The 18,157-nt window shown below is 60.0% G+C and carries 22 protein-coding genes; 16 read left to right on the forward strand and 6 right to left on the reverse strand.

What is annotated here, in order from left to right; all coding sequences use genetic code 11:
• The first annotated feature begins 2 nt into the window (after window positions 1-2).
• From ABOK31_RS01025 to ABOK31_RS01065, 9 genes are all read left to right on the forward strand, one after another.
• Entirely contained in the window at window positions 3-470 is a 468-nt protein-coding gene (locus ABOK31_RS01025) for a chemotaxis protein CheW (protein WP_113346252.1), read from the forward strand.
• Window positions 467-1,375 carry a protein-glutamate O-methyltransferase CheR gene (cheR, locus tag ABOK31_RS01030; protein WP_174175350.1) on the forward strand — a complete coding sequence of 303 codons (909 nt, stop codon included), beginning with the start codon at window positions 467-469 and terminating at the stop codon, window positions 1,373-1,375. The genes ABOK31_RS01025 and cheR overlap by 4 nt, the downstream gene beginning before the upstream one ends.
• On the forward strand, window positions 1,372-2,415 hold the full coding sequence (cheB, locus tag ABOK31_RS01035; protein ID WP_075855219.1) for a protein-glutamate O-methylesterase CheB: 1,044 nt from the start codon (window positions 1,372-1,374) through the stop codon (window positions 2,413-2,415). The genes cheR and cheB overlap by 4 nt, the downstream gene beginning before the upstream one ends.
• The gene (locus tag ABOK31_RS01040) at window positions 2,415-2,804 is read left to right on the forward strand and encodes a response regulator (protein WP_004128537.1); all 390 of its coding nucleotides are present in this window, start codon (window positions 2,415-2,417) and stop codon (window positions 2,802-2,804) included. The genes cheB and ABOK31_RS01040 overlap by 1 nt, the downstream gene beginning before the upstream one ends.
• Window positions 2,801-3,355: a chemoreceptor glutamine deamidase CheD gene (gene cheD / locus ABOK31_RS01045; RefSeq protein WP_174175348.1), complete on the forward strand. Its 555-nt coding sequence runs from the start codon at window positions 2,801-2,803 to the stop codon at window positions 3,353-3,355. The genes ABOK31_RS01040 and cheD overlap by 4 nt, the downstream gene beginning before the upstream one ends.
• Before the next feature lie 16 nt (window positions 3,356-3,371).
• Complete coding sequence (locus ABOK31_RS01050) at window positions 3,372-3,773, forward strand: hypothetical protein (RefSeq protein ID WP_174175346.1); 402 nt, start codon at window positions 3,372-3,374, stop codon at window positions 3,771-3,773.
• 168 nt (window positions 3,774-3,941) lie between these two features.
• On the forward strand, window positions 3,942-5,618 hold the full coding sequence (fliF, locus tag ABOK31_RS01055) for a flagellar basal-body MS-ring/collar protein FliF (RefSeq protein WP_174175344.1): 1,677 nt from the start codon (window positions 3,942-3,944) through the stop codon (window positions 5,616-5,618).
• Between the two features lie 525 nt (window positions 5,619-6,143).
• On the forward strand, window positions 6,144-6,881 hold the full coding sequence (locus ABOK31_RS01060) for a helix-turn-helix transcriptional regulator (RefSeq protein ID WP_349957456.1): 738 nt from the start codon (window positions 6,144-6,146) through the stop codon (window positions 6,879-6,881).
• Window positions 6,882-6,922: 41 nt separating this feature from the next.
• Window positions 6,923-7,639, forward strand: coding sequence for a helix-turn-helix transcriptional regulator (locus ABOK31_RS01065; protein ID WP_113229407.1), 717 nt, complete (start codon window positions 6,923-6,925; stop codon window positions 7,637-7,639).
• A gap of 113 nt (window positions 7,640-7,752) precedes the next feature.
• On the opposite strand, the gene ABOK31_RS01070 is transcribed toward ABOK31_RS01065, so the two are convergent.
• From ABOK31_RS01070 to motA, 6 genes are all read right to left on the reverse strand, one after another.
• Window positions 7,753-8,193, reverse strand: coding sequence for a hypothetical protein (locus tag ABOK31_RS01070; RefSeq protein ID WP_349957457.1), 441 nt, complete (start codon window positions 8,191-8,193; stop codon window positions 7,753-7,755).
• Between the two features lie 5 nt (window positions 8,194-8,198).
• Window positions 8,199-9,278, reverse strand: coding sequence for a flagellar biosynthesis protein FlhB (flhB, locus tag ABOK31_RS01075; protein WP_174175338.1), 1,080 nt, complete (start codon window positions 9,276-9,278; stop codon window positions 8,199-8,201).
• A 193-nt stretch (window positions 9,279-9,471) separates the two neighbouring features.
• Window positions 9,472-10,515 (reverse strand): flagellar motor switch protein FliG, encoded by a 1,044-nt coding sequence (gene fliG / locus ABOK31_RS01080; RefSeq protein ID WP_174175336.1) that lies wholly within the window; start codon window positions 10,513-10,515, stop codon window positions 9,472-9,474.
• 49 nt (window positions 10,516-10,564) lie between these two features.
• A complete protein-coding gene (fliN, locus tag ABOK31_RS01085; RefSeq protein ID WP_349957459.1) occupies window positions 10,565-11,095 on the reverse strand; it encodes a flagellar motor switch protein FliN in 531 nt (176 codons plus the stop codon).
• Between the two features lie 63 nt (window positions 11,096-11,158).
• Window positions 11,159-12,106: a FliM/FliN family flagellar motor switch protein gene (locus ABOK31_RS01090; protein WP_349957460.1), complete on the reverse strand. Its 948-nt coding sequence runs from the start codon at window positions 12,104-12,106 to the stop codon at window positions 11,159-11,161.
• A gap of 5 nt (window positions 12,107-12,111) precedes the next feature.
• Window positions 12,112-12,984 carry a flagellar motor stator protein MotA gene (gene motA, locus ABOK31_RS01095; RefSeq protein ID WP_069611305.1) on the reverse strand — a complete coding sequence of 291 codons (873 nt, stop codon included), beginning with the start codon at window positions 12,982-12,984 and terminating at the stop codon, window positions 12,112-12,114.
• A 223-nt stretch (window positions 12,985-13,207) separates the two neighbouring features.
• On the opposite strand from motA, the gene flgF reads away from it, so the two are divergent.
• From flgF to flgG, 7 genes are all read left to right on the forward strand, one after another.
• Entirely contained in the window at window positions 13,208-13,942 is a 735-nt protein-coding gene (gene flgF, locus ABOK31_RS01100) for a flagellar basal-body rod protein FlgF (protein ID WP_174175330.1), read from the forward strand.
• 11 nt (window positions 13,943-13,953) lie between these two features.
• On the forward strand, window positions 13,954-15,339 hold the full coding sequence (gene fliI / locus ABOK31_RS01105; RefSeq protein ID WP_174175328.1) for a flagellar protein export ATPase FliI: 1,386 nt from the start codon (window positions 13,954-13,956) through the stop codon (window positions 15,337-15,339).
• A gap of 85 nt (window positions 15,340-15,424) precedes the next feature.
• The gene (locus ABOK31_RS01110) at window positions 15,425-15,970 is read left to right on the forward strand and encodes a flagellar protein (RefSeq protein WP_174175326.1); all 546 of its coding nucleotides are present in this window, start codon (window positions 15,425-15,427) and stop codon (window positions 15,968-15,970) included.
• A 119-nt stretch (window positions 15,971-16,089) separates the two neighbouring features.
• Window positions 16,090-16,482 (forward strand): flagellar basal body rod protein FlgB, encoded by a 393-nt coding sequence (gene flgB, locus ABOK31_RS01115; RefSeq protein WP_174175324.1) that lies wholly within the window; start codon window positions 16,090-16,092, stop codon window positions 16,480-16,482.
• Window positions 16,483-16,498: 16 nt separating this feature from the next.
• Window positions 16,499-16,915, forward strand: coding sequence for a flagellar basal body rod protein FlgC (flgC, locus tag ABOK31_RS01120; protein ID WP_174175322.1), 417 nt, complete (start codon window positions 16,499-16,501; stop codon window positions 16,913-16,915).
• Entirely contained in the window at window positions 16,912-17,262 is a 351-nt protein-coding gene (locus ABOK31_RS01125; RefSeq protein ID WP_174175320.1) for a flagellar hook-basal body complex protein FliE, read from the forward strand. The genes flgC and ABOK31_RS01125 overlap by 4 nt, the downstream gene beginning before the upstream one ends.
• A 97-nt stretch (window positions 17,263-17,359) precedes the next feature.
• Complete coding sequence (gene flgG, locus ABOK31_RS01130; RefSeq protein ID WP_075855192.1) at window positions 17,360-18,148, forward strand: flagellar basal-body rod protein FlgG; 789 nt, start codon at window positions 17,360-17,362, stop codon at window positions 18,146-18,148.
• Window positions 18,149-18,157: the final 9 nt, after the last annotated feature.

Consider the following 18,157-nt stretch of genomic DNA (forward strand, 5'->3'; position numbering starts at 1 on the left):
TGATGTCTTATGCCGTCAAGAACCTGAGCCAGGGCAATCGCGAGCTGATCGCCTTTCGCATCGGTGATCAGGAATTCTGCGTCGACATCATGTCGGTTCGGGAAATCCGCGGCTGGACCCCGGCAACGGCCATGCCGCATGCGCCTGGCTATATGCTCGGCGTTATCAATCTGCGCGGCGCCGTGCTGCCGATCATCGATCTCTCCGCCCGGCTCGGCATGAAGCGGGCGGAGCCGACGGCGCGGCATGTGATCATCGTGGCGCAGGTCAAGCGCAAGGTGGTCGGCCTCCTGGTCGATGCGGTTTCGGACATTCTGACCATCACCGACGACAGCATCCAGCCGACGCCGGAGGTTTCCTCCGATCACGAGCGGCAGTTTGCTCGCGGCATCGTGGCGATCGACCGCCGCATGATCTGTCTGATCGAGCTGGAAGCTCTGTTCCCTGAAAGCGAAAGCGAGGCTGCATGAGCGTGATGGGAGCAATGGATTTCAAGGCGTCTCCCGATGAGGTGCTGGCGAGCGGCGAATATCCGCTGACGCGGCGCGACCTCTCGGAAATCGCCGCCATGATTTATGCGGATGCGGGCATTTCGCTGAACGAGAGCAAGGCGTCGCTCGTCTATTCCAGACTGTCGAAGCATATCCGTGCGCTCGGCCTGTCCGGCTTCCGCGACTACTGTCAGCTGGTTTCCTCGCCGGCGGGAAGTGCGGCGCGCCGTGAGATGCTGTCGCATCTGACGACCAATTTCACCCGCTTCTTCCGCGAAAACCATCATTTTGATCACCTGCGCGACGAAGTCCTGCCGGGCCTTCTGGCGCGCGCCAAGGCCGGCGGCCGGGTGCGCATCTGGTCGGCCGCCTGTTCCGACGGGCAGGAGCCCTATTCGATCGCGCTGACGGTGCTGTCCTTGATGCCGAATGTCGCCGATTTCGACTTCAAAATCCTGGCGACGGACATCGATCCCAAGATCCTGGGGCTTGCCCGCGCCGGCGCCTACGACGAGAACTCGCTTGAAACGATTTCGCCCGCCATGCGCAAGCAGTGGTTCCAGGAAGTCAGCGTCCAGGGCCGCCGCAAATTCCAGATCGACGATCGCGTCAAGCGGCTCATCACTTTCAACGAGCTGAATCTGCTCGGGCAATGGCCCTTCAAGGGCCTGTTTGACGTCATCTTCTGCCGCAACGTCGTCATCTATTTCGACGAGCCGACGCAGACGAAGATCTGGACGCGCTTCGCCGGCCAGCTGCACGACCAAGGCCACCTCTACATCGGTCACTCCGAGCGGGTCGCTGGCGATGCGAAACACGTCTTCGATAATATCGGCATCACTACCTATCGCTATCTCGGCAAGAACGGGGGGAGGAAACCATGAGTACCGCTGCCCGTGTTCTCGTTGTCGACGACTCTCCGACCATGCGCGGCCTGATCACCGCCGTCTTGCGTGCCGATCCGGAGGTCGATGTCATCGGTCAGGCCGGAGATGCGATGGAAGCGCGCGCCGCGATCAAGGCGCTCAATCCGGACGTCGTCACGCTCGATATCGAGATGCCGAACATGAACGGCCTCGAGTTTCTGGAAAAGATCATGACGCTCAGGCCGATGCCCGTCATCATGGTCTCCACGATGACGCATCGCGGTGCCGACGCGACGCTTGCCGCTCTCGAGATCGGCGCGTTCGACTGCGTCGGAAAGCCGTCGCCAGGCGAGCCACATCCCTTCGGCGACCTCGCGGATAAGGTGAAGGCCGCAGCGCGCTCGCAGCGGCAATATGTAAAGCCCGCCGCCCAGCGCGTGCCACCGCCGGCTGTCGCTGACTTTCGCGTTGGTCGCAAGATCGTCGCCATCGGTTCATCCACCGGCGGTGTCGAGGCGCTTATCAACGTGCTGCAGAAGTTTCCGGCCAATTGCCCGCCGACCGTCATCACGCAGCATATGCCGCCGACCTTTACGCGCAGCTTCGCCGAGCGGCTGAACCGCCTCTGCGCGCCGGTCGTCCAGGAGGCGACCGACGGCGCGCGGCTGGAAATCGGCAAGATCTATCTGGCGCCGGGCGGCGAAAGGCACCTCAGGGTCGCCAATGCCTCCGCGCCCCATTGCCGTCTGGTCGACGGCGGGCCTGTGAACGGCCATCGCCCTTCCGTCGACGTGCTCTTTGATTCGGTTGCCGAACTGGCTGGCCGCAATGCCGTCGGCGTGATCCTGACCGGTATGGGGCGCGACGGCGCCGCCGGTCTCCTCAAGATGCGCCACGCCGGCGCGCGTACCATCGGCCAGAACGAGAAGACCTGCGTGGTCTACGGGATGCCGAGGGTCGCTCACGAGCTTGGCGCCGTCGAACAGCAGTTTCCGCTGAACGCCATTGGCGAGGAAATTTTGAAGATAACAGCCGCCCGAAAGGAAGGGAGCGAATAATGTCTCTAGCGGAGAAAATCAAAGTTCTGATCGTCGACGATCAGGTCACCAGCCGCCTGTTGCTGAGCGATGCTCTGACGCAGCTCGGCTTCAAGCAGATCACGGCTGCCGGCGACGGTGAGCAGGGGATGAAGATCATGGAGCAGCAGCCCCATCATCTCGTCATCTCCGATTTCAACATGCCGAAGATGGACGGGCTTGGTCTGCTCCAGGCCGTTCGCACCAACCCGACGACGAAGAAAGCGGCCTTCATCATCCTGACGGCACAGGGTGACCGCGCGCTGGTCCAGAAGGCGGCGCAGCTCGGAGCCAATAACGTGCTCGCCAAGCCCTTCACCATCGAAAAGATGAAAGCTGCCATCGAGGCCGTCTTCGGAGCTCTAAAATGATCGTCGAGGGTGCTGCCCGTCGCGTGCATATTATTCAGGGCGAGTACAAGGTCATCAGCGATCCCGACGTGGTGCTAGCGACCATTCTCGGCTCTTGCGTGGCGGCTTGCCTGCGCGATCCCATCGCCGGCGTTGGCGGGATGAACCATTTCCTCCTCCCGGGGATGGCGAACTCGCCGATGAGTGGCGGTGATGCGACGCGTTACGGCGTGCACCTGATGGAACTTCTGATCAACGGCCTCCTGAAGAAGGGCGCAAGGCGCGACCGGCTGGAAGCGAAAGTCTTCGGCGGCGCCAAGACGATTGCAACCTTCTCCAATGTCGGCGAGCAGAATGCGATCTTCGCCATGCAATTTCTGAAAGACGAAGGCATCCCGGTTGTCAGCTCCAGCACGGGCGGCGAACACGGACGCAAGATCGAATATTGGCCGATCTCCGGAAGGGCCAGGCAATACCCGCTGACCGGCGCTGAGACGCAGAAGACCGTGGCGCTGGAGCAGCGTCCGGTCATTGCCCCCAAGCCGGTCGACAACACGATCGAATTTTTCTGATCAACGAGGCAAGCGCATGACCCCCTTCCAGCGCGTTGAGACGGCCGCCATCGAGGAGACGCTTCCGGCTATCCTTTTGCGCATCGTTTCCGAATTGCATGATGTCGCCTATCTGATCGAGCGTATCGAACCGCAGCTGCTTGACATCAGCGACGCCAACATACTGGCCTCGCCGGAGGCCATGAAAGTAGTTCAGGGCATCGATCTTGCCGTGCAGAAGACGCGCGGCATCGCCGAGTTCATCGATACCATCGCCGGCACCATGCCCGAGGGCTGGACGGTGGATCTCGCGACTGCGCTGAGCCTGGTCAAGCTGACGGAGATGCAAAAGGCGCTCGGCGGTGGCGGTTTTCACACGCATTCGCAGCCCATGGCCCAACCCATGGCGAAGGCTGCCGGCGACTTTGATTTCTTCTGACTGTGCTATCAGCAATAGATACTGTTTTTCTTATATAATCTTCTCTGTTTCTTCCTGGCTTTTTCCTGGGCTCTTCTGGCCGGACGAAACGTTCGCACAAGTTTCGATTTCTATTTTCGCCGTATAGCACAAAGCCATCAGGTCTTTGACGAATCGTGCGAGAACAGAATGAATCTGTTAAATCAATTAGTTCCCCTGCTTCGGAATCTTCAGAATCTCGGGAGAACGCGGCTGATGATCCTGGGGGGCGTGGGCGCTGTGTCCATGCTGCTGATCCTTTTTGCAGCCCTTTATGTCAATAAGCCCGCACAGGAGACGCTGTATGTCGGCCTGGATGCGACCGATCTAAACCAGATCAGCATCGCGCTCGCAGAAGCCAAGATCAATTTCCAGGTCGGCACCGATGGCACCAGCCTGACTGTTCCGGCGGGGATGACCGGCAAGGCCCGCGCGCTTCTCGCCGAGCGCGGCCTGCCCACCAGCGGCAAGGCCGGTTATGAGCTCTTCGACAATGTCGGTTCGCTCGGCCTGACCTCCTTCATGCAGGAAGTCACCCGCGTCCGCGCCCTCGAGGGCGAAATCAGCCGCACCATTACTTCGATCGCGGGCATCAGTGCCGCGCGCGTCCACATCGTCATGCAGGATGTCGGCAACTTCCGGAAGGCGGATCAGAAGCCGACTGCATCCGTTATGATCCGTGCGAGTGCGGAAGCTGCCCGCAAATCGGCTTCGGCCATCCGCCACCTCGTCGCCTCCGCAGTTCCCGGCCTGGAGGTCGATGACGTTACGATCCTCGACTCCACAGGCCAGTTGCTCGCATCGGGCGATGATCCCGGCAACGGCGCTCTCAGCCGCAATCTCGGCATCGTGCAGAATGTGCAGAGTGAAGTCGAATCCAACATCGACAAGGCCTTGGCGCCCTTCCTCGGCATGGATAATTTCCGCTCCAGCGTGACGGCCCAGCTGAATACCGACAGCCAGCAGGTGCAGGAAACCACATACGATCCGGACTCGAAGGTCGAACGGTCCGTCCGCACCGTGAAGGAAGCGCAGAAGTCGCAGCAGAGCCAGCCCGACAGTGCCGCGACCGTGGAGCAGAACATTCCGCAGGCAGCCCCGCAGTCCGGCGGCAATACGCCGACGTCGAACGATCAGTCCGACAAGCGCGAGGAGCAGACCAACTACGAAATCAACAGCAAGACGACGGCCACGACCCGCAACAGCTACAAGATCGAAAAGCTGTCCGTCGCTGTGGTGGTCAACAAGGGCCGTATCGCGCAAATGGTTGGCCAAGGCGCCGATCAGGCCAAGATCGACGCCTATGTTGCAGAGATGCAGAAGATCGTCGCAACGGCAGCAGGCGTCGATCAGGGCCGCGGCGATATCGTCACCGTCAATGCCATGGACTTCCTCGACAACCAGCTGCTTGAGGACACATCCTCCAGCTTCAGCATTACCGATATGCTAAGCCGTAACATGGCCGGCATCATCAACTCGCTGGCGTTCGTCGCAGTCGCCTTCCTGATCGTCTGGATGGGCTTCCGTCCGCTGATCCGCTCGCTCGGTGGTTCGTCCAACGGCGCGGCGCTTCCGGAAGCGGCAGGCCTGGAACTGCCGGATTTTGCGCCGGCCGTCGGCGGCCCCGGCGCTGCACTGATGGACGGCTTCGGCTCGGACTTCGGCTTCGACAGCACCGACGATCTGCTGACGATGGGCGACGATGGCGGCACCTTCAACCGCCGCGTCAAGGAAGGGCCGGAGCGCCGCCTGTCCCGTATGGTGGAAATCAGCGAAGAACGCGCTGCAAAGATCCTCAGGAAATGGGCCGTCGATCAGGCCGCCTGACAAAAAGGACCGGGAAATTTCCCGGTCCTTTTTTTATCCAGTGGGTCGGATTTGAGCTTGCGTCATTGTCGATGCCACCTGTGATCAATTAGTCGCGGCTAAACGAATTGACGTGTTCGTAAGATGGAATTTCGATGGATATACGGTTGCTGGGTATAAAGAATCGACTTACAAATACTATATCTATTGCGTAATAACCGTGTATTCCGAGCGAATCGGTCATCGTTTTCCGCGTTTCGCATGTTTTAAGTCTGTAGATTCCGGAGCGGGAAAATTAGCTCATGGTTCGTAGATCGTGCTTGCGGCAATGCATGCCGGTGCGATTGCGGATGTCGAATTCAGGGATGAGATATGTGACCATCCACTCGAATCCGCCAGGATATGTTTGTGTCGCGGTAGAGAAAGATCCGGCTTCGATGCCTCGTCGAGATTCGTTTTCGGTTCTCTGAGGTGAAGGGATTGGGTTCTGACGGAACAATGCTCTCGTTGACGACCGATCGTCCAACAGCGGCAGGAAATGCAAGTATGGACATGCAAATATCGCAGATGAGCAAAGGCGATAGGGATGCGCGATCGATCGTGTCCGCCGGAGCCATGTCGCGCGAGCAGCTCATTCTGCAGCTGAATGCCGTTTCAGGCCCTGCCTATCTCCAAGCCGGCCTTCATGCTCTCACGAGCTATGCCGGCGCGACCTATTATCTTCTTGTCAGGTCCGATCTTGTCCAGGAAAGCGGCCTCGACTTCGTGATTTCCTCCGATTGGCCCTTCGATCTCGTCCGGCGTCTGGCGACGGAGCTGGCAGCTGGTTACGGTCGCATCGGCGAGCTGGAAAAGTGCATGGCGCTATTTCAGCCGAGCCTGGCGCTGCTTCCTGATGAAGTTTCCCTGCCTGACGGTGTGGGCCGGCAATATCATGCCTTGACGTTCAACGTCGGTCGCCCCCGCTTCTCCCTGCTGTTGCTGGCGAGTGAAGCGGCGGTGCTTCTACCCGAGCGGTTGAGGGATGTCGGTCTCCTGGCCGGCTATCTAGCCAGTTCCACGCGTTGCTTCGAGGGCAAGCTGGAGCGTGATTTCGATCTGACCGAGCGCGAGCTGGAATGCCTGTTCTGGATTGCCGAAGGCAAGACGAGTGATGAGATTGCGATGATTCTAGGAATCTCGCGCAACACCATCAACAACTATATCACCAGCGTCATGCGCAAGACCGCCACCAAGACCCGCTCGGAGGCCATCGCCTTCGCAGTGCGCAATAATCTCGTTTAAGGGCTGACCGGATGCGCTATCAGCCAGACAGGACAACGGATATGCCGGGCGAATCACGGCTTACCCGTTCCGGGCGGATCTCCGGCCGTTCGGATCTGTTCCCGAAGCTGGTGTCGATGCAAAAGCTGATCGATGCCCAGCATTTCGCCGTTTACCGCCTGCACGGCTCGGGATTGCCGCATAAGCAGCGCCTGGTGTGCGAACTGGATAATTGGGGTTCGGCGAACTCCGTCGTCGGCAAATCCTTTGTTGAGGCCTATGGCGAAGCGCTGATCGAGCATATCGATAAATCGCTGCTGCCGCTGATGTGGAACGGGCGCGATAGTGACAGCACGGCCGAGACGCCGGATTTTGCCGTCTTCACGCAGCGCCTGAAGCCGCATCTCCTGCCTTTTGCCGGCGCCGCCTTTCCCGTGCGGCTGGGCGCTGTCGGCAACGGTTATACCGTCTTCACGGCCAAGTTCATGGATCTCTCGAGCGATATGATCGTCGAGCTGCACGGCCGTAGTTGCCAGATCATGATGGAGCTCCTGTCACTGGACGAGCGCCGTTCACAGGCCGCCGAAGCGCTGAGTGAGCGCGAAATCGCCTGCCTGCAGCTTGCCGGCGACGGGCGCATCAGCGAGGAGATTGCCGAGAAGCTCGGATTGTCGGTGCATACCGTCAACGCCTATCTCGGATCGGCGACGATCAAGCTCGACAGCGTCAACCGCATCCAGGCCATCGCGAAGGCGATCCGCTTCGGCTACATAAGCTGAGATAGCAGCGCCTTGGGGCACTGCCGCAGAATGAATAGAGCGGCGGTCCGGATTCTGCCGGATGCACGCCGTTCTCGCGAATCACTTTACCGATTTTTTGAAAGAGGACTTCGTCAGAATGCGTGCGCTGCTTCGCCGCGGACGACGTAACGCGCATCCCTCAGGCTGCGGGCGAGCAAGGCCGTGTTCTCGTCGGGATCGACGGAAGCTCTGTCGAAGGCAATGTGGTTGATCTCGATGCCCGCATGATGCTCCGCCAGCGAGAGCTTGGCATAGATGGCGACGCCCCGCGGCTTGATCTCCAGATCGAGCGTGACCTCTGCCGGTCCGCCCCAATCGAGCTTATAGTCGCCGCCAAGCCCGAAATTGACCACGCCGGGAAGAAAATAGAGCTCTGCCGCCGAGGCGACGAGATCGGCAAGATTGCCGTATCGTTCGAAGCGCAGCAGCGAAATCAGGTCGGCGGCATCGAGGAGACGCAGTTCGCTTGCGACCGGGCTGATGGCTTCGGCTAGTATTTGTTCACGTTGGGCAGAGTAGGGGCATTTTTTCATTTGGTTTATCGTACCCGTTTTCTATTCGACTGCGCGGCATAGATCCGATGGATGAGTTCTGCGACAGCCTTGTAAAATACTGACGGTATGACGCTATCAACCGAGACTTGCGCAAACATGGAGCGCGCGAGCGGCGGATCTTCGAAAACGGGAATATTGTTGGCCTCGGCTATCTCCCTGATTTTCAGAGCAATCAGATCCTGGCCTTTGGCGACGACGACAGGGGCGTCGTTTTCCTCGCGCACATAGCGCAGCGCGACGGCGAAGTGAGTCGGATTGGCGATGACGAGGGTGGCGCGCGGCACCTGCTTCATCATGCGGCGACGGGCACGGTCGCGCGCGATCGAGCGCTGGCGAGATTTGACGATCGGGTCACCCTGCGACTGCTTGTGCTCGTCCTTGATCTCTTGCTTCGTCATCTTCAATTGGTCGAACCAGTGGTGCCGGCTCCACAACAGGTCGGCAACGCCGACGACGACGGTCGCCAGCAGCACGATGACCAGGATACGCTGAACGATTGTCGACAGCCGCACGAAGATCGTCTGAGGGTCGGATACCAGCGAATCCATCGCGTGGAAGTACTGGCTGCGCAGCACGAAAAACATGACGATGCCGACAAGCACGATTTTTGCGAGGGATTTGCCGAACTCCACCATGCCGGTTGCGCTGAAGATGCGTTTGAAGCCCGACATGGGCGATATGCGGGAAAATTGCGGCCGGATACGTTCCAAAACGGGGGTCGGCAGGTTCTGGAACATCGAGGCGCCAATGCCGAAGGTGAAGAAGAGCACGATGGCCGGCAGCACCATGTTGCCGACTTCCCAGCCTATGCGCGTAAACAGCGAGATCGCGTCGGGGCCTGTCTCCAGCTGCCATTGATCCGGTTTTTCGAAGAGGTCGCGCAGAACCTCACCCATGCGGCCCATGCGCTCGGGCAGGAAGAAGGTGACGTAGATGACAGTCGCGAGCATGGAAGCAAAGAGCGTCGCTTCCCTGGAGTGAGGGACATTGCCCTTCTCGATCGTATCGCGGAGTTTTTTCTCCGTCGGTTTTTCTGTTTTACTGTCCTTGTCTTCGTCAGCCAAAGCAGCCGCCCTTTGCGAAACGGAAAGAGGCCGGGCATCATGCGCGGCCCGCGGCATAATTCCTCAAATCGGAATCGATTTGAGGAATTATGCAGCAGACTTAAAGTGCTACGGCGACCCTTGCGCGTCACGTGTGACGCGCGGCGCCGTAGAGCTTGTCAGTCTAAGACGTTTTAGCTGAGTCGCGCCGCGCTTATGCGGCTTCGTCCACAGGCGTATTTTCCTTGGCCTTGAGTTCGATCTGGCCGGAGTTGGCCAGACGAATGGCTTCCTGGGCGATGGCGCGCCGGGCAATCGCGATTTCGCGCGGATTGATGCCGGTATTGCCCATCTGCAGGTCGGATTCGATCATGCGGCGCTGACGCGGGCTGATCGAGGACAGCACGATCTCGCGAATCTCGTTGCCGGATCCCCGCAGTGCCATCGTCAGGATGTCCGCGGCGATGTCGTTGAGCAGCAGGACGCGGCTCGGCTGCGGCATACGGGTGAGATCGTCGAAAAGGAAGATCTTCGGTCGAACCTTCTCGACCGATTCCTTGTTGATCGTCTCGAGCGAGCTGAGCAGCGTATCGACCACCGGCTTGTCGAGTTCGTTCATCAGGTCGGCGACCTTCGTGGAACCGGAGGCGTTGCGTTCGGCATCAATCTCGGCCATCAGCCCGAGCACGCGGTTCTCGATGATCTGGGCCGCTTTCGGGCTGACATCCTTGATGTTGACCGTGCGGTTCATGATGTCGGCGCGCTGGGCTTCGGGAAGCTGCAGCAGGATCTTCGCACCAAAGGCCGAAGGCATCATGGACAGGACATAGGCGATCGTCTGCGGATGCTCGCGCAGGAAGAACTTGGCGACGAAGACCGGATCGGCTTCGCCCAGGCGATCCCAGATGGACGTCTCGTAGGCCTGGAAGGCGGTACGGCGGCCAAGCAGGCTGTCGACCTCGTCGGGCGTCAGGCCCTCTTCGAGAATGCTCTCGATGGCCTTGGCGTTGTCCATGAGGCCGGCGCCCTCGGTGAAGAGGTCTTCGAATTCCGCCACGAGCTGCGCCAGCTCGTCTGGCGGAATGAGCCGCAGCGATTGCGCCGAGGCAATGATCATCTGCAGCTCGTTCTGCGTGAAGTATTTCAGCAGCCGTCCCGCCACTTGTTTTCCCATGGCAAGGAGGACGGCGGCTGCTTTTTCAGTCTGAGATAACGGTTTCTCGGCAATCGCGCCGCTGAAATCGTCAAAGTCCATCATGGTCTTCGTCTCCGTCCCGCAAGGGGCGTGGGCTCATCCTGAGCCGGGTTCAGCTTTTCTTCGTGTTGTAGATTTCAGTGAGCTTGATGCCGAATCTGGTGTCGTCATGTTCCAGAACGGTAATCTCGCCCCGGCCGATCTTGCGGCCGTTCACGGTAATTTCGACCGGTTCGCCGATCTTCTTGTCGAGCGCGATGATTGCGCCCTCTGTCAGGTTCATCAGGCCGGAGACCTGCATGCGGCTACTGCCGAGCACGATCTGGACGTCGATCGGGATGTCCATGATCAGGTCCATGTTGGCGGTCAGCGCGCTGCCGGGAGCGGCCGGGGCCGCGGAAGCGCCGCCGAACTCGCCGTCATCGAAGGCTGGAGCGGAATTGTCGTCGCCGAAATCGCCGAAGGTGGAAAGATCCGTGCCTGCTTGCGCGCCGAATGCATCGGCGTCGAAGTCAGGCAGGGTGCCTTCGTTGTCTTTCTTCAGGACGCCGCGCAGACCATCGATGGCCTCGTCCAAGGCGGCGTCGCTGTTTGAAACGTCCAGCGATTCCTCGCTGCTTTGCTGTGTCGTCTTCGTAGCCATGAAATCACTATTCCAGTTGAAACTTGCCTCAAGCTGCCGTGTGCGGGATCACGCGCCAGCCGATCAATTCATCAAGTGTCTGAGAAGCTCATCGTCGGAATTGACGTTGTCCTTGACGCGCACCGTATAATTTTCGCCAGAGCGGCCGAATTCGCAGATGTAAAGGTCTTTGCTGTTCGCGCTGACCTCGACCCGAACGTCGCCGGTATTATCCATGAAGGGAATGACATCGCCGACAGCGAGCTTGGAAATGGTGTCGAGCGTCAGTGATTCGAGCCGGATGCGCGCCTCAAGCGTCACCTGCGAGCGGCGGACCTGCTCGCTGAGCTGATCCGACCATGCCTGGGAGGCGGCGGTCGGATTCTTGGCGCGCGGGGCACTGACGACAGTGCGCAGCAGGTCGCGCTGCGGCACGATGATGACGATCTGGGAAAGCGATTTGCCGAGCGAGATCGTCATGGTGATCGCGGCAGCAAAGTCATTGCCTCCATCGCCGATGGCCGCTGGTCGGTCCTCGATATTGTAGGGCGGGTCGAGATAGGGTTCGAAGCCGCCGGACGCATTGACCGCCGAGCGAAGCACCTTGGCGATCTTTTCGAATACCATGACCGACAGATCGAGCTCGATCACCGAAAGCGGCCGCGCGACGGCTGCTTCTATGTCTTCTGCGCGTGCACCCAGCATATGCTCCATCAGCGTCATGATGAAGCCGGCACCGCAGCCGAGGATGAAATTCGGTGCCCAGTTGCGCAGCGAACCATTGACCAGGGCATGGCTGCCGCCAAGCCCGGCAATCAGCTCGTTCATCGAGCCGGACCGGCAGCCGGCATAGGCGACATTCAAGTCCAGGCCCGTTTCGCTCTTGATGATGTCGGGCAGGAATTCGGCATAGACCTGGGCGAAGGCGGTGCCGAGTTTCGCAAGCGTCGCCTGATCGCCGAGATTGCCTGTAAGCTTGGCAAAAAGGGTGCGGTCCATCGTCTGTGCCCTGTGCGCGGATTGCTGGCTCATGATCGTCAGGCTGCCTTGCTTTCACCGCCGGGGTTCATCATTTCCTGCTCGACCGCATCGATCGAGGGACGCTCGTAGGAAGAGATGGTCTTGCGGCCGTATTCGAGCGCGACCTGCGGCACCGATCCGTTCATGTAGGCAAGCAGCGTCTGCTTCACGATGACGTAGAGGCGGTGCTGTTTGTTGCGCACGACCTTGATCTGGGAGACCAGCGGCGCGCAGACCGAATAGGACAGAATGATGCCGAGGAAGGTGCCGACCAGCGCCGAACCGATGAGATGGCCGAGCACCTCGGGTGATTCGTTGATGTGGCTCATCGCTTTGATGACGCCGAGAACGGCGGCCACGATACCGATCGCGGGGAAGGAATCGCCCATGATCGTGATCGAATGATAGGGCTTCATCTTGTCGTGCTGCATCGTGTCGAGTTCTTCGTCCATCAGCGCCTCGATCTCGTGCGAGCGGGCATTGCCGATGATGATGAGGCGGACATAGTCGCAGATGAAGGCCGTCAGATCCTTGTTCTTCAGCACCGTCGGTGCGGCCTTGAAGATCGTCGATTCGTCGGGATTGTCGATATGGGCTTCGATTTCGTTGCGCGACTTGGTGCGCAGATCGCGCATCAGGGCATAGAGCACGCCGAGCGTGTCGAGATAGTCGCGCTCCTTGGGAACCGCATGGCGGAAAGCCTCTCCGAGCGCCTTGCCCGAATCCTTCACCACCTTCATCGGATTGGCCATGATGAAGCCACCGAGACCGGCGCCTGCGATAATGACAAATTCGAAAGGCTGGAACAGCGCGCCTACGTCTCCGCCCATAGCCATGAAGCTGCCTATGATGCAGCCGCAGGTCACTACAAATCCGATAATAATATTCATCGTCGGTCCACACCTGAACGTTGCTTCATACGATGAACTAGGGGACCTGCCTTGCGTGAGGCTGTTCGATGGGCCTCTGAACCTCCTTTTTGCCTTGTCAGCTTCGCACAAGCCAAGCCCTGCAGGATGGCGGGTAAGGGCATCCATGCCCCGCTAACGAAATGTAGGAGCGCCGACGGCGTTTCCTTTCCCGTTATTCTCCAATGTCCGGAGGGCGTTGAAAATGCAGTCTGGTATTTATGTGTCGCTATCCTCCCAGATGGCGCTCGAGCGGCGCCTGACGACGATCGCCGATAACTTGGCCAACGTGAACACGACGGGTTTCCGCGGCACTGAGGTCAAGTTCGATCAGGTCCTCAGCAATACCCAAAACAAGCTCAACGCCAAGGTTGCCTTCGTCTCGCAGGGCAACGACTACCTCTCCACCGACAATGGCGAACTTCAGAATACCGGCAATCTCTTCGATTTCGCCGTCAAGGGTGACGCCTATTTCGGCATGAACACGCCGGCAGGCCTGGTGCTGAGCCGCGATGGCCGCTTCACCATGACCGAAAGCGGCGCGCTGGTTTCCACGCGCGGCTTCCCGGTCCTCGATCCTGGCGGTGCGCCGATCCAGCTCGACCCCGCCGGCGGTCCGCCGAGCGTCGCGTCGAACGGCACGATCACGCAGAATGGTCGGAGCATGGGTCAGATCGGCCTCTATAGCGCCGATGTCAGCAAGGGCTTCCTGCGCTATGAGAACAGCGGCATCCTGCCGACCGATACGCCGCAGGCGGTGATCGACCGTTCGAATATCGGCATCGCTCAGGGCTATCTTGAAAACTCCAACGTCAACGGCATGCGGGAAATGACCAATCTGATCGAGGTCAGCCGCGCCTTCGACAATATCAGCACGCTCACCAGCAGCAGTGAAGGCACGCTCACCGACGCCATCAAGACCCTCGGCGGCAGCCAGTAAAGAGACTGATGATGGTCGAGGATCGGTTGCCGGAAGGCGCGTTGTCGCCGAAGCTTTCGCATATGGCCGTTTTGGCAGGCCAGTATGCGATGGCGGAGAATGCCGTGGCCCATGGCGGCCATGTGCGCACCATCGCTGCCGGCCACTATACCGTTGCCGGCCTTTCCAGACAGGTGCGCCTCGGCGATTTCGTCGCGCATCGGTCGCCGACGGGCGTCCACCTCGGCGAAGTCGTCCGCGTCGAACCGGAACTTACCTATGTCTGTCCGATCGAGCCGGGCGAACCGATCGGCATCCAGGACACCATCATCCGCAAGGGCGCCTTTCGCATCGCGCCCGATGACAGCTGGTGCGGCCGCACGATCAACTCGCTCGGCGAGCCGATCGATGGGCTGGGGCCGCTGACCGCGGGTCTTGAAGCGCGCTCGATCTCCAACACGGCCCCGCCGTCGATGACGCGAAAGCGCGTCGAGACCGGGTTCAAGACCGGCGTCCGTGCCATCGATATCTTCTCGCCGCTCTGCCTTGGTCAGCGCCTCGGCATCTTCGCCGGCTCCGGCGTCGGCAAATCGACGCTGCTGTCGATGCTGGCGAGAGCCGAAGCCTTCGACAAGGTGGTGATCGCGCTTGTCGGCGAACGCGGCCGCGAAGTGCGCGAATTCATCGAGGATACGCTCGGTTCCCACATGCAGAAATCGGTGGCGGTCGTCGCGACGAGCGACGAGAGCCCGATGCTGCGCAAGATGGCACCGCTTTCGGCCATCACGATCGCCGAGCATTTCCGCGACAAGGGCGACAACGTTCTCCTGATCGTCGACAGCGTTACCCGTTTCGCTCATGCCATCCGCGAAGTGGCGACGGCCTCCGGTGAGCCGCCGATCGCGCGCGGATATCCGGCTTCCGTGTTCACCGAATTGCCGCGCCTTCTCGAGCGGGCAGGCCCCGGACCGGAAGGGACCGGCACAATCACCGCCATCATCTCCATCCTCGTCGATGGCGACAACCATAACGACCCGATTGCCGATTCCACCCGTGGCATTCTCGACGGTCACATCGTGCTGCAGCGCAGCCTCGCCGAAGAGGGGCGCTACCCGCCGATCGATCCGCTGGCATCCGTCTCGCGTCTGGCGCGAAAGGCCTGGACCGCGGATCAGGAGAAGCTGGTTTCACGCCTGAAGGCGCTGGTGCATCGCTACGAGGAAACGCGCGATCTGCGCCTGATCGGCGGCTATCGCCAGGGCAGCGACGCCGATCTCGATATCGCCGTGCGCCAGGTGCCGATCATCTACGACATACTGAAGCAGACCCCGGGCGAAGAGCCGTCGGCGGATGCCTTCACCGATCTTGCGACTGCCCTCAGAAACGCTTCGAGCGGTGTCCCCGCCAGAGCCAAGTGATGGCCGTGCACAGCACCACCTCGATTTTTCCTTGTCCGCAGCCTGCCGGATATTGCCGAATGTCATGCCGAAAAAGGGGCCAGAAGTGAGAGAATCCGACGCAGACGAACCGGTCGCCCCGCCGAAATCGGCGAGAAGGCGAACCGTTACGGACAAGGCTTTGGCCTTTACCGGACTGGCGCTTGCCGGTGCCTCTGCCTTCTTCCCCTGGTACGTGTTTCTGAACCCGGACAAGTTCGGCATTCAGGTGGCCGAAGGCGATCGCACCCGCGATTTGCCGAACTGGCCCGGCCGCACGATCGTCAGCGTATCGCCGCTCGCCATGGTCAACAAGAATCCCGCCGAGCCGAAAGACTTGATTCCCGATCCGCTGACGACGGCGACGGTCAGCAATGCCGGCCGTGAGGACGACAAGGGGCCGCCGGCCGATCAGCAGCCGTTTCCCGGCAAGTCCGCGTTTCAACTGCTGCATGTCGCCAATGGCCGCGCGCTGATCGAGGACGACACCGGCATGTATGTCGTGCGTGTCGGATCGCTTCTGCCCGACAACAGCCGGTTGGCTTCGATCGAACAGCGAGAGGGAAAATGGGTCATCGTCACCTCGACGGGCGATGTCTACGGCAACAATTGAAGAAAACCCGGAACCGCCTGGATTTCAGGCGCTTCGAAGACTTTACAGGAACGCATTTCTCGCAAGTCCCACGCAAGATTATCCCGCTAGATTCACAGTGTAAGAACGGAGAGAAGCCCATGCAACCCATTCAGCTCTTTGACCTGGCCTCGCGGCAAGCCGAGTGGCTCCAGGTACGTCAGCAGGTTGTTGCCGGCAATATCGCCAATGCCAATACACCGAAGTTTCACGCCAAGGATGTCACGCCATTCCAGGCCGTTCTGGACAACCAGAACGTCGGCATGGCCCAGACAAATCCCGCGCATCTTTCGGGCAGCGAATTCAGCACGAGCGGCAACGTCAACGTTGAGGAAGCGCCGCTCAACCAGGAAATTGGTGTCCAGGAGTCGGGTAACACCGTCGGCCTGGAAGACGAGCTCGCCAAGGCAGGTGAAATCAAGCGCCAGTACAGCTTGAACACCGCTCTCGTCGGCTCCTTTCATCGCATGATGTTGATGACCGTAAAACAATAGATGAAGTGAAGATGTCATGGACCCCTTATCAGCCGCATTGAAAATTGCAGGCTCCGGCCTGGAGGCTCAGTCGACTCGTCTGCGTGTTGTCTCCGAAAATATCGCCAACGCCCGCTCGACGGGTGATACGCCCGGTGCCGATCCTTATCGGCGCAAGACGGTAACGTTCGGTGCCGAAATGGACCGTGCCAATGGCGTAACCACTGTCGGCGTCAAGAAGCTCGGCGAAGACACGGGCAAGTTCGTCGAAGAATACGATCCCAGTAATCCGGCCGCGGACCAGAAGGGCTACGTCAAGATGCCCAACGTCAACGTCCTAGTCGAGATGGCCGACATGCGCGAAGCCAATCGTTCCTACGAGGCCAATCTGCAGACGGTCAGACAGGCCCGTGATCTCATCTCCTCCACTATTGATCTGCTGAAGAACCAATGATCGACTCGGTTAAGAATGTAGCCTCCCTCTCGGCGACGCGCGGCCTTAGCAGCATCGCCACGGATCTGACCTCCGCCGCTTCCAGCGCAATGAACGCCTCGCCGGCCGTCGCTGCTGGAGCGGATGCCGGAATGAGCTTCGCGTCGGTCATGTCGAATGTCGCGAAGGATTCCATCAACTCGCTGAAGGACGCTGAAAACGCCTCCTTTGCCGGCATCAAGGGCACGATGAGCACCCGCGAAGTCGTCGACAAGGTCATGCAGGCCGATCAGACCCTGCAGACCGCGATCGCACTGCGCGACAAGGTGGTCTCGGCGTTCCTCGATATTACGAAGATGCAGATCTAGCGCGGGGTTTCCCGCTCTAATTACTTGATTTGGCGTGAGTTGTTCGCAAGCCGCTTCGCGGTTTCGAAGGTCCCGCCCTGGCTCGAAGGACGAAAGCATGAGAGCGCTCGCAATTGCCGCGACGGGCATGGACGCCCAGCAGACCAATCTCGAAGTGATCGCGAACAACATCGCGAACATCAATACGACGGGTTACAAGCGCTCGCGCGCCGAGTTCTCCGACCTTCTCTACCAGACCGAGCGCGCCAAGGGCATTGCCAACAGGCCGAACCAGGCAGTCGTGCCGGAAGGCGCCAATATCGGCCTCGGCGTGCAGACCGTGGCCGTGCGCAACATTCAGGTTCAGGGCGAACTGTCGCAAACCCAGAACGAGCTCGATGTAGCCCTCGTCGGTCGCGGCTGGTTCCAGATCCAGATGCCCGACGGCACGACCGCATACACGCGCGCCGGCTCCTTCAACAAGAGCGACACCGGCCAGATCGTCACGCCCGATGGCAACGTGTTGGAGCCGGGTATCACGATCCCGAACAATGCGAGCAGCCTCGCCATCAGCCAGTCCGGCCAGGTGACGGCGATCATCGGCACAGCGACAACGCCGACGGTACTCGGCCAGCTGCAGATCGCCAATTTCGTCAATGAAGCCGGCTTGCAGCCGATGGGCAGCAACCTCTTCACGCAGACGCCGGCGTCGGGCGATCCCGTCGTCTCCGATCCGAACCAGAACGGCTTCGCCTATCTGAAGCAGAACTATCTGGAATCGTCGAATGTCGATCCGGTCAAGGAAATCACCGATCTGATCACCGCGCAGCGCGCCTACGAGATGAATTCGAAGGTCATCACGACGGCCGACGAAATGGCGCAGATCGTCAGCAAGAACCTGAAGTAGCAAGAGGGA

This window comes from Rhizobium sp. ZPR4, assembly GCF_040215725.1.
GTDB lineage: Bacteria > Pseudomonadota > Alphaproteobacteria > Rhizobiales > Rhizobiaceae > Rhizobium > Rhizobium rhizogenes_D.

Bases quoted from the DNA above. Each gene is read 5' to 3' on its own strand.
- ABOK31_RS01025 (WP_113346252.1), top strand. From the start codon at position 3: ATGTCTTATGCCGTCAAGAACCTGAGCCAGGGCAATCGCGAGCTGATC.
- cheR (WP_174175350.1), top strand. From the start codon at position 467: ATGAGCGTGATGGGAGCAATGGATTTCAAGGCGTCTCCCGATGAGGTG.
- cheB (WP_075855219.1), top strand. From the start codon at position 1,372: ATGAGTACCGCTGCCCGTGTTCTCGTTGTCGACGACTCTCCGACCATG.
- ABOK31_RS01040 (WP_004128537.1), top strand. From the start codon at position 2,415: ATGTCTCTAGCGGAGAAAATCAAAGTTCTGATCGTCGACGATCAGGTC.
- cheD (WP_174175348.1), top strand. From the start codon at position 2,801: ATGATCGTCGAGGGTGCTGCCCGTCGCGTGCATATTATTCAGGGCGAG.
- ABOK31_RS01050 (WP_174175346.1), top strand. From the start codon at position 3,372: ATGACCCCCTTCCAGCGCGTTGAGACGGCCGCCATCGAGGAGACGCTT.
- fliF (WP_174175344.1), top strand. From the start codon at position 3,942: ATGAATCTGTTAAATCAATTAGTTCCCCTGCTTCGGAATCTTCAGAAT.
- ABOK31_RS01060 (WP_349957456.1), top strand. From the start codon at position 6,144: ATGGACATGCAAATATCGCAGATGAGCAAAGGCGATAGGGATGCGCGA.
- ABOK31_RS01065 (WP_113229407.1), top strand. From the start codon at position 6,923: ATGCCGGGCGAATCACGGCTTACCCGTTCCGGGCGGATCTCCGGCCGT.
- ABOK31_RS01070 (WP_349957457.1), bottom strand. From the start codon at position 8,193: ATGAAAAAATGCCCCTACTCTGCCCAACGTGAACAAATACTAGCCGAA.
- fliG (WP_174175336.1), bottom strand. From the start codon at position 10,515: ATGATGGACTTTGACGATTTCAGCGGCGCGATTGCCGAGAAACCGTTA.
- fliN (WP_349957459.1), bottom strand. From the start codon at position 11,095: ATGGCTACGAAGACGACACAGCAAAGCAGCGAGGAATCGCTGGACGTT.
- ABOK31_RS01090 (WP_349957460.1), bottom strand. From the start codon at position 12,106: ATGAGCCAGCAATCCGCGCACAGGGCACAGACGATGGACCGCACCCTT.
- motA (WP_069611305.1), bottom strand. From the start codon at position 12,984: ATGAATATTATTATCGGATTTGTAGTGACCTGCGGCTGCATCATAGGC.
- flgF (WP_174175330.1), top strand. From the start codon at position 13,208: ATGCAGTCTGGTATTTATGTGTCGCTATCCTCCCAGATGGCGCTCGAG.
- fliI (WP_174175328.1), top strand. From the start codon at position 13,954: ATGGTCGAGGATCGGTTGCCGGAAGGCGCGTTGTCGCCGAAGCTTTCG.
- flgB (WP_174175324.1), top strand. From the start codon at position 16,090: ATGCAACCCATTCAGCTCTTTGACCTGGCCTCGCGGCAAGCCGAGTGG.
- flgC (WP_174175322.1), top strand. From the start codon at position 16,499: ATGGACCCCTTATCAGCCGCATTGAAAATTGCAGGCTCCGGCCTGGAG.
- ABOK31_RS01125 (WP_174175320.1), top strand. From the start codon at position 16,912: ATGATCGACTCGGTTAAGAATGTAGCCTCCCTCTCGGCGACGCGCGGC.
- flgG (WP_075855192.1), top strand. From the start codon at position 17,360: ATGAGAGCGCTCGCAATTGCCGCGACGGGCATGGACGCCCAGCAGACC.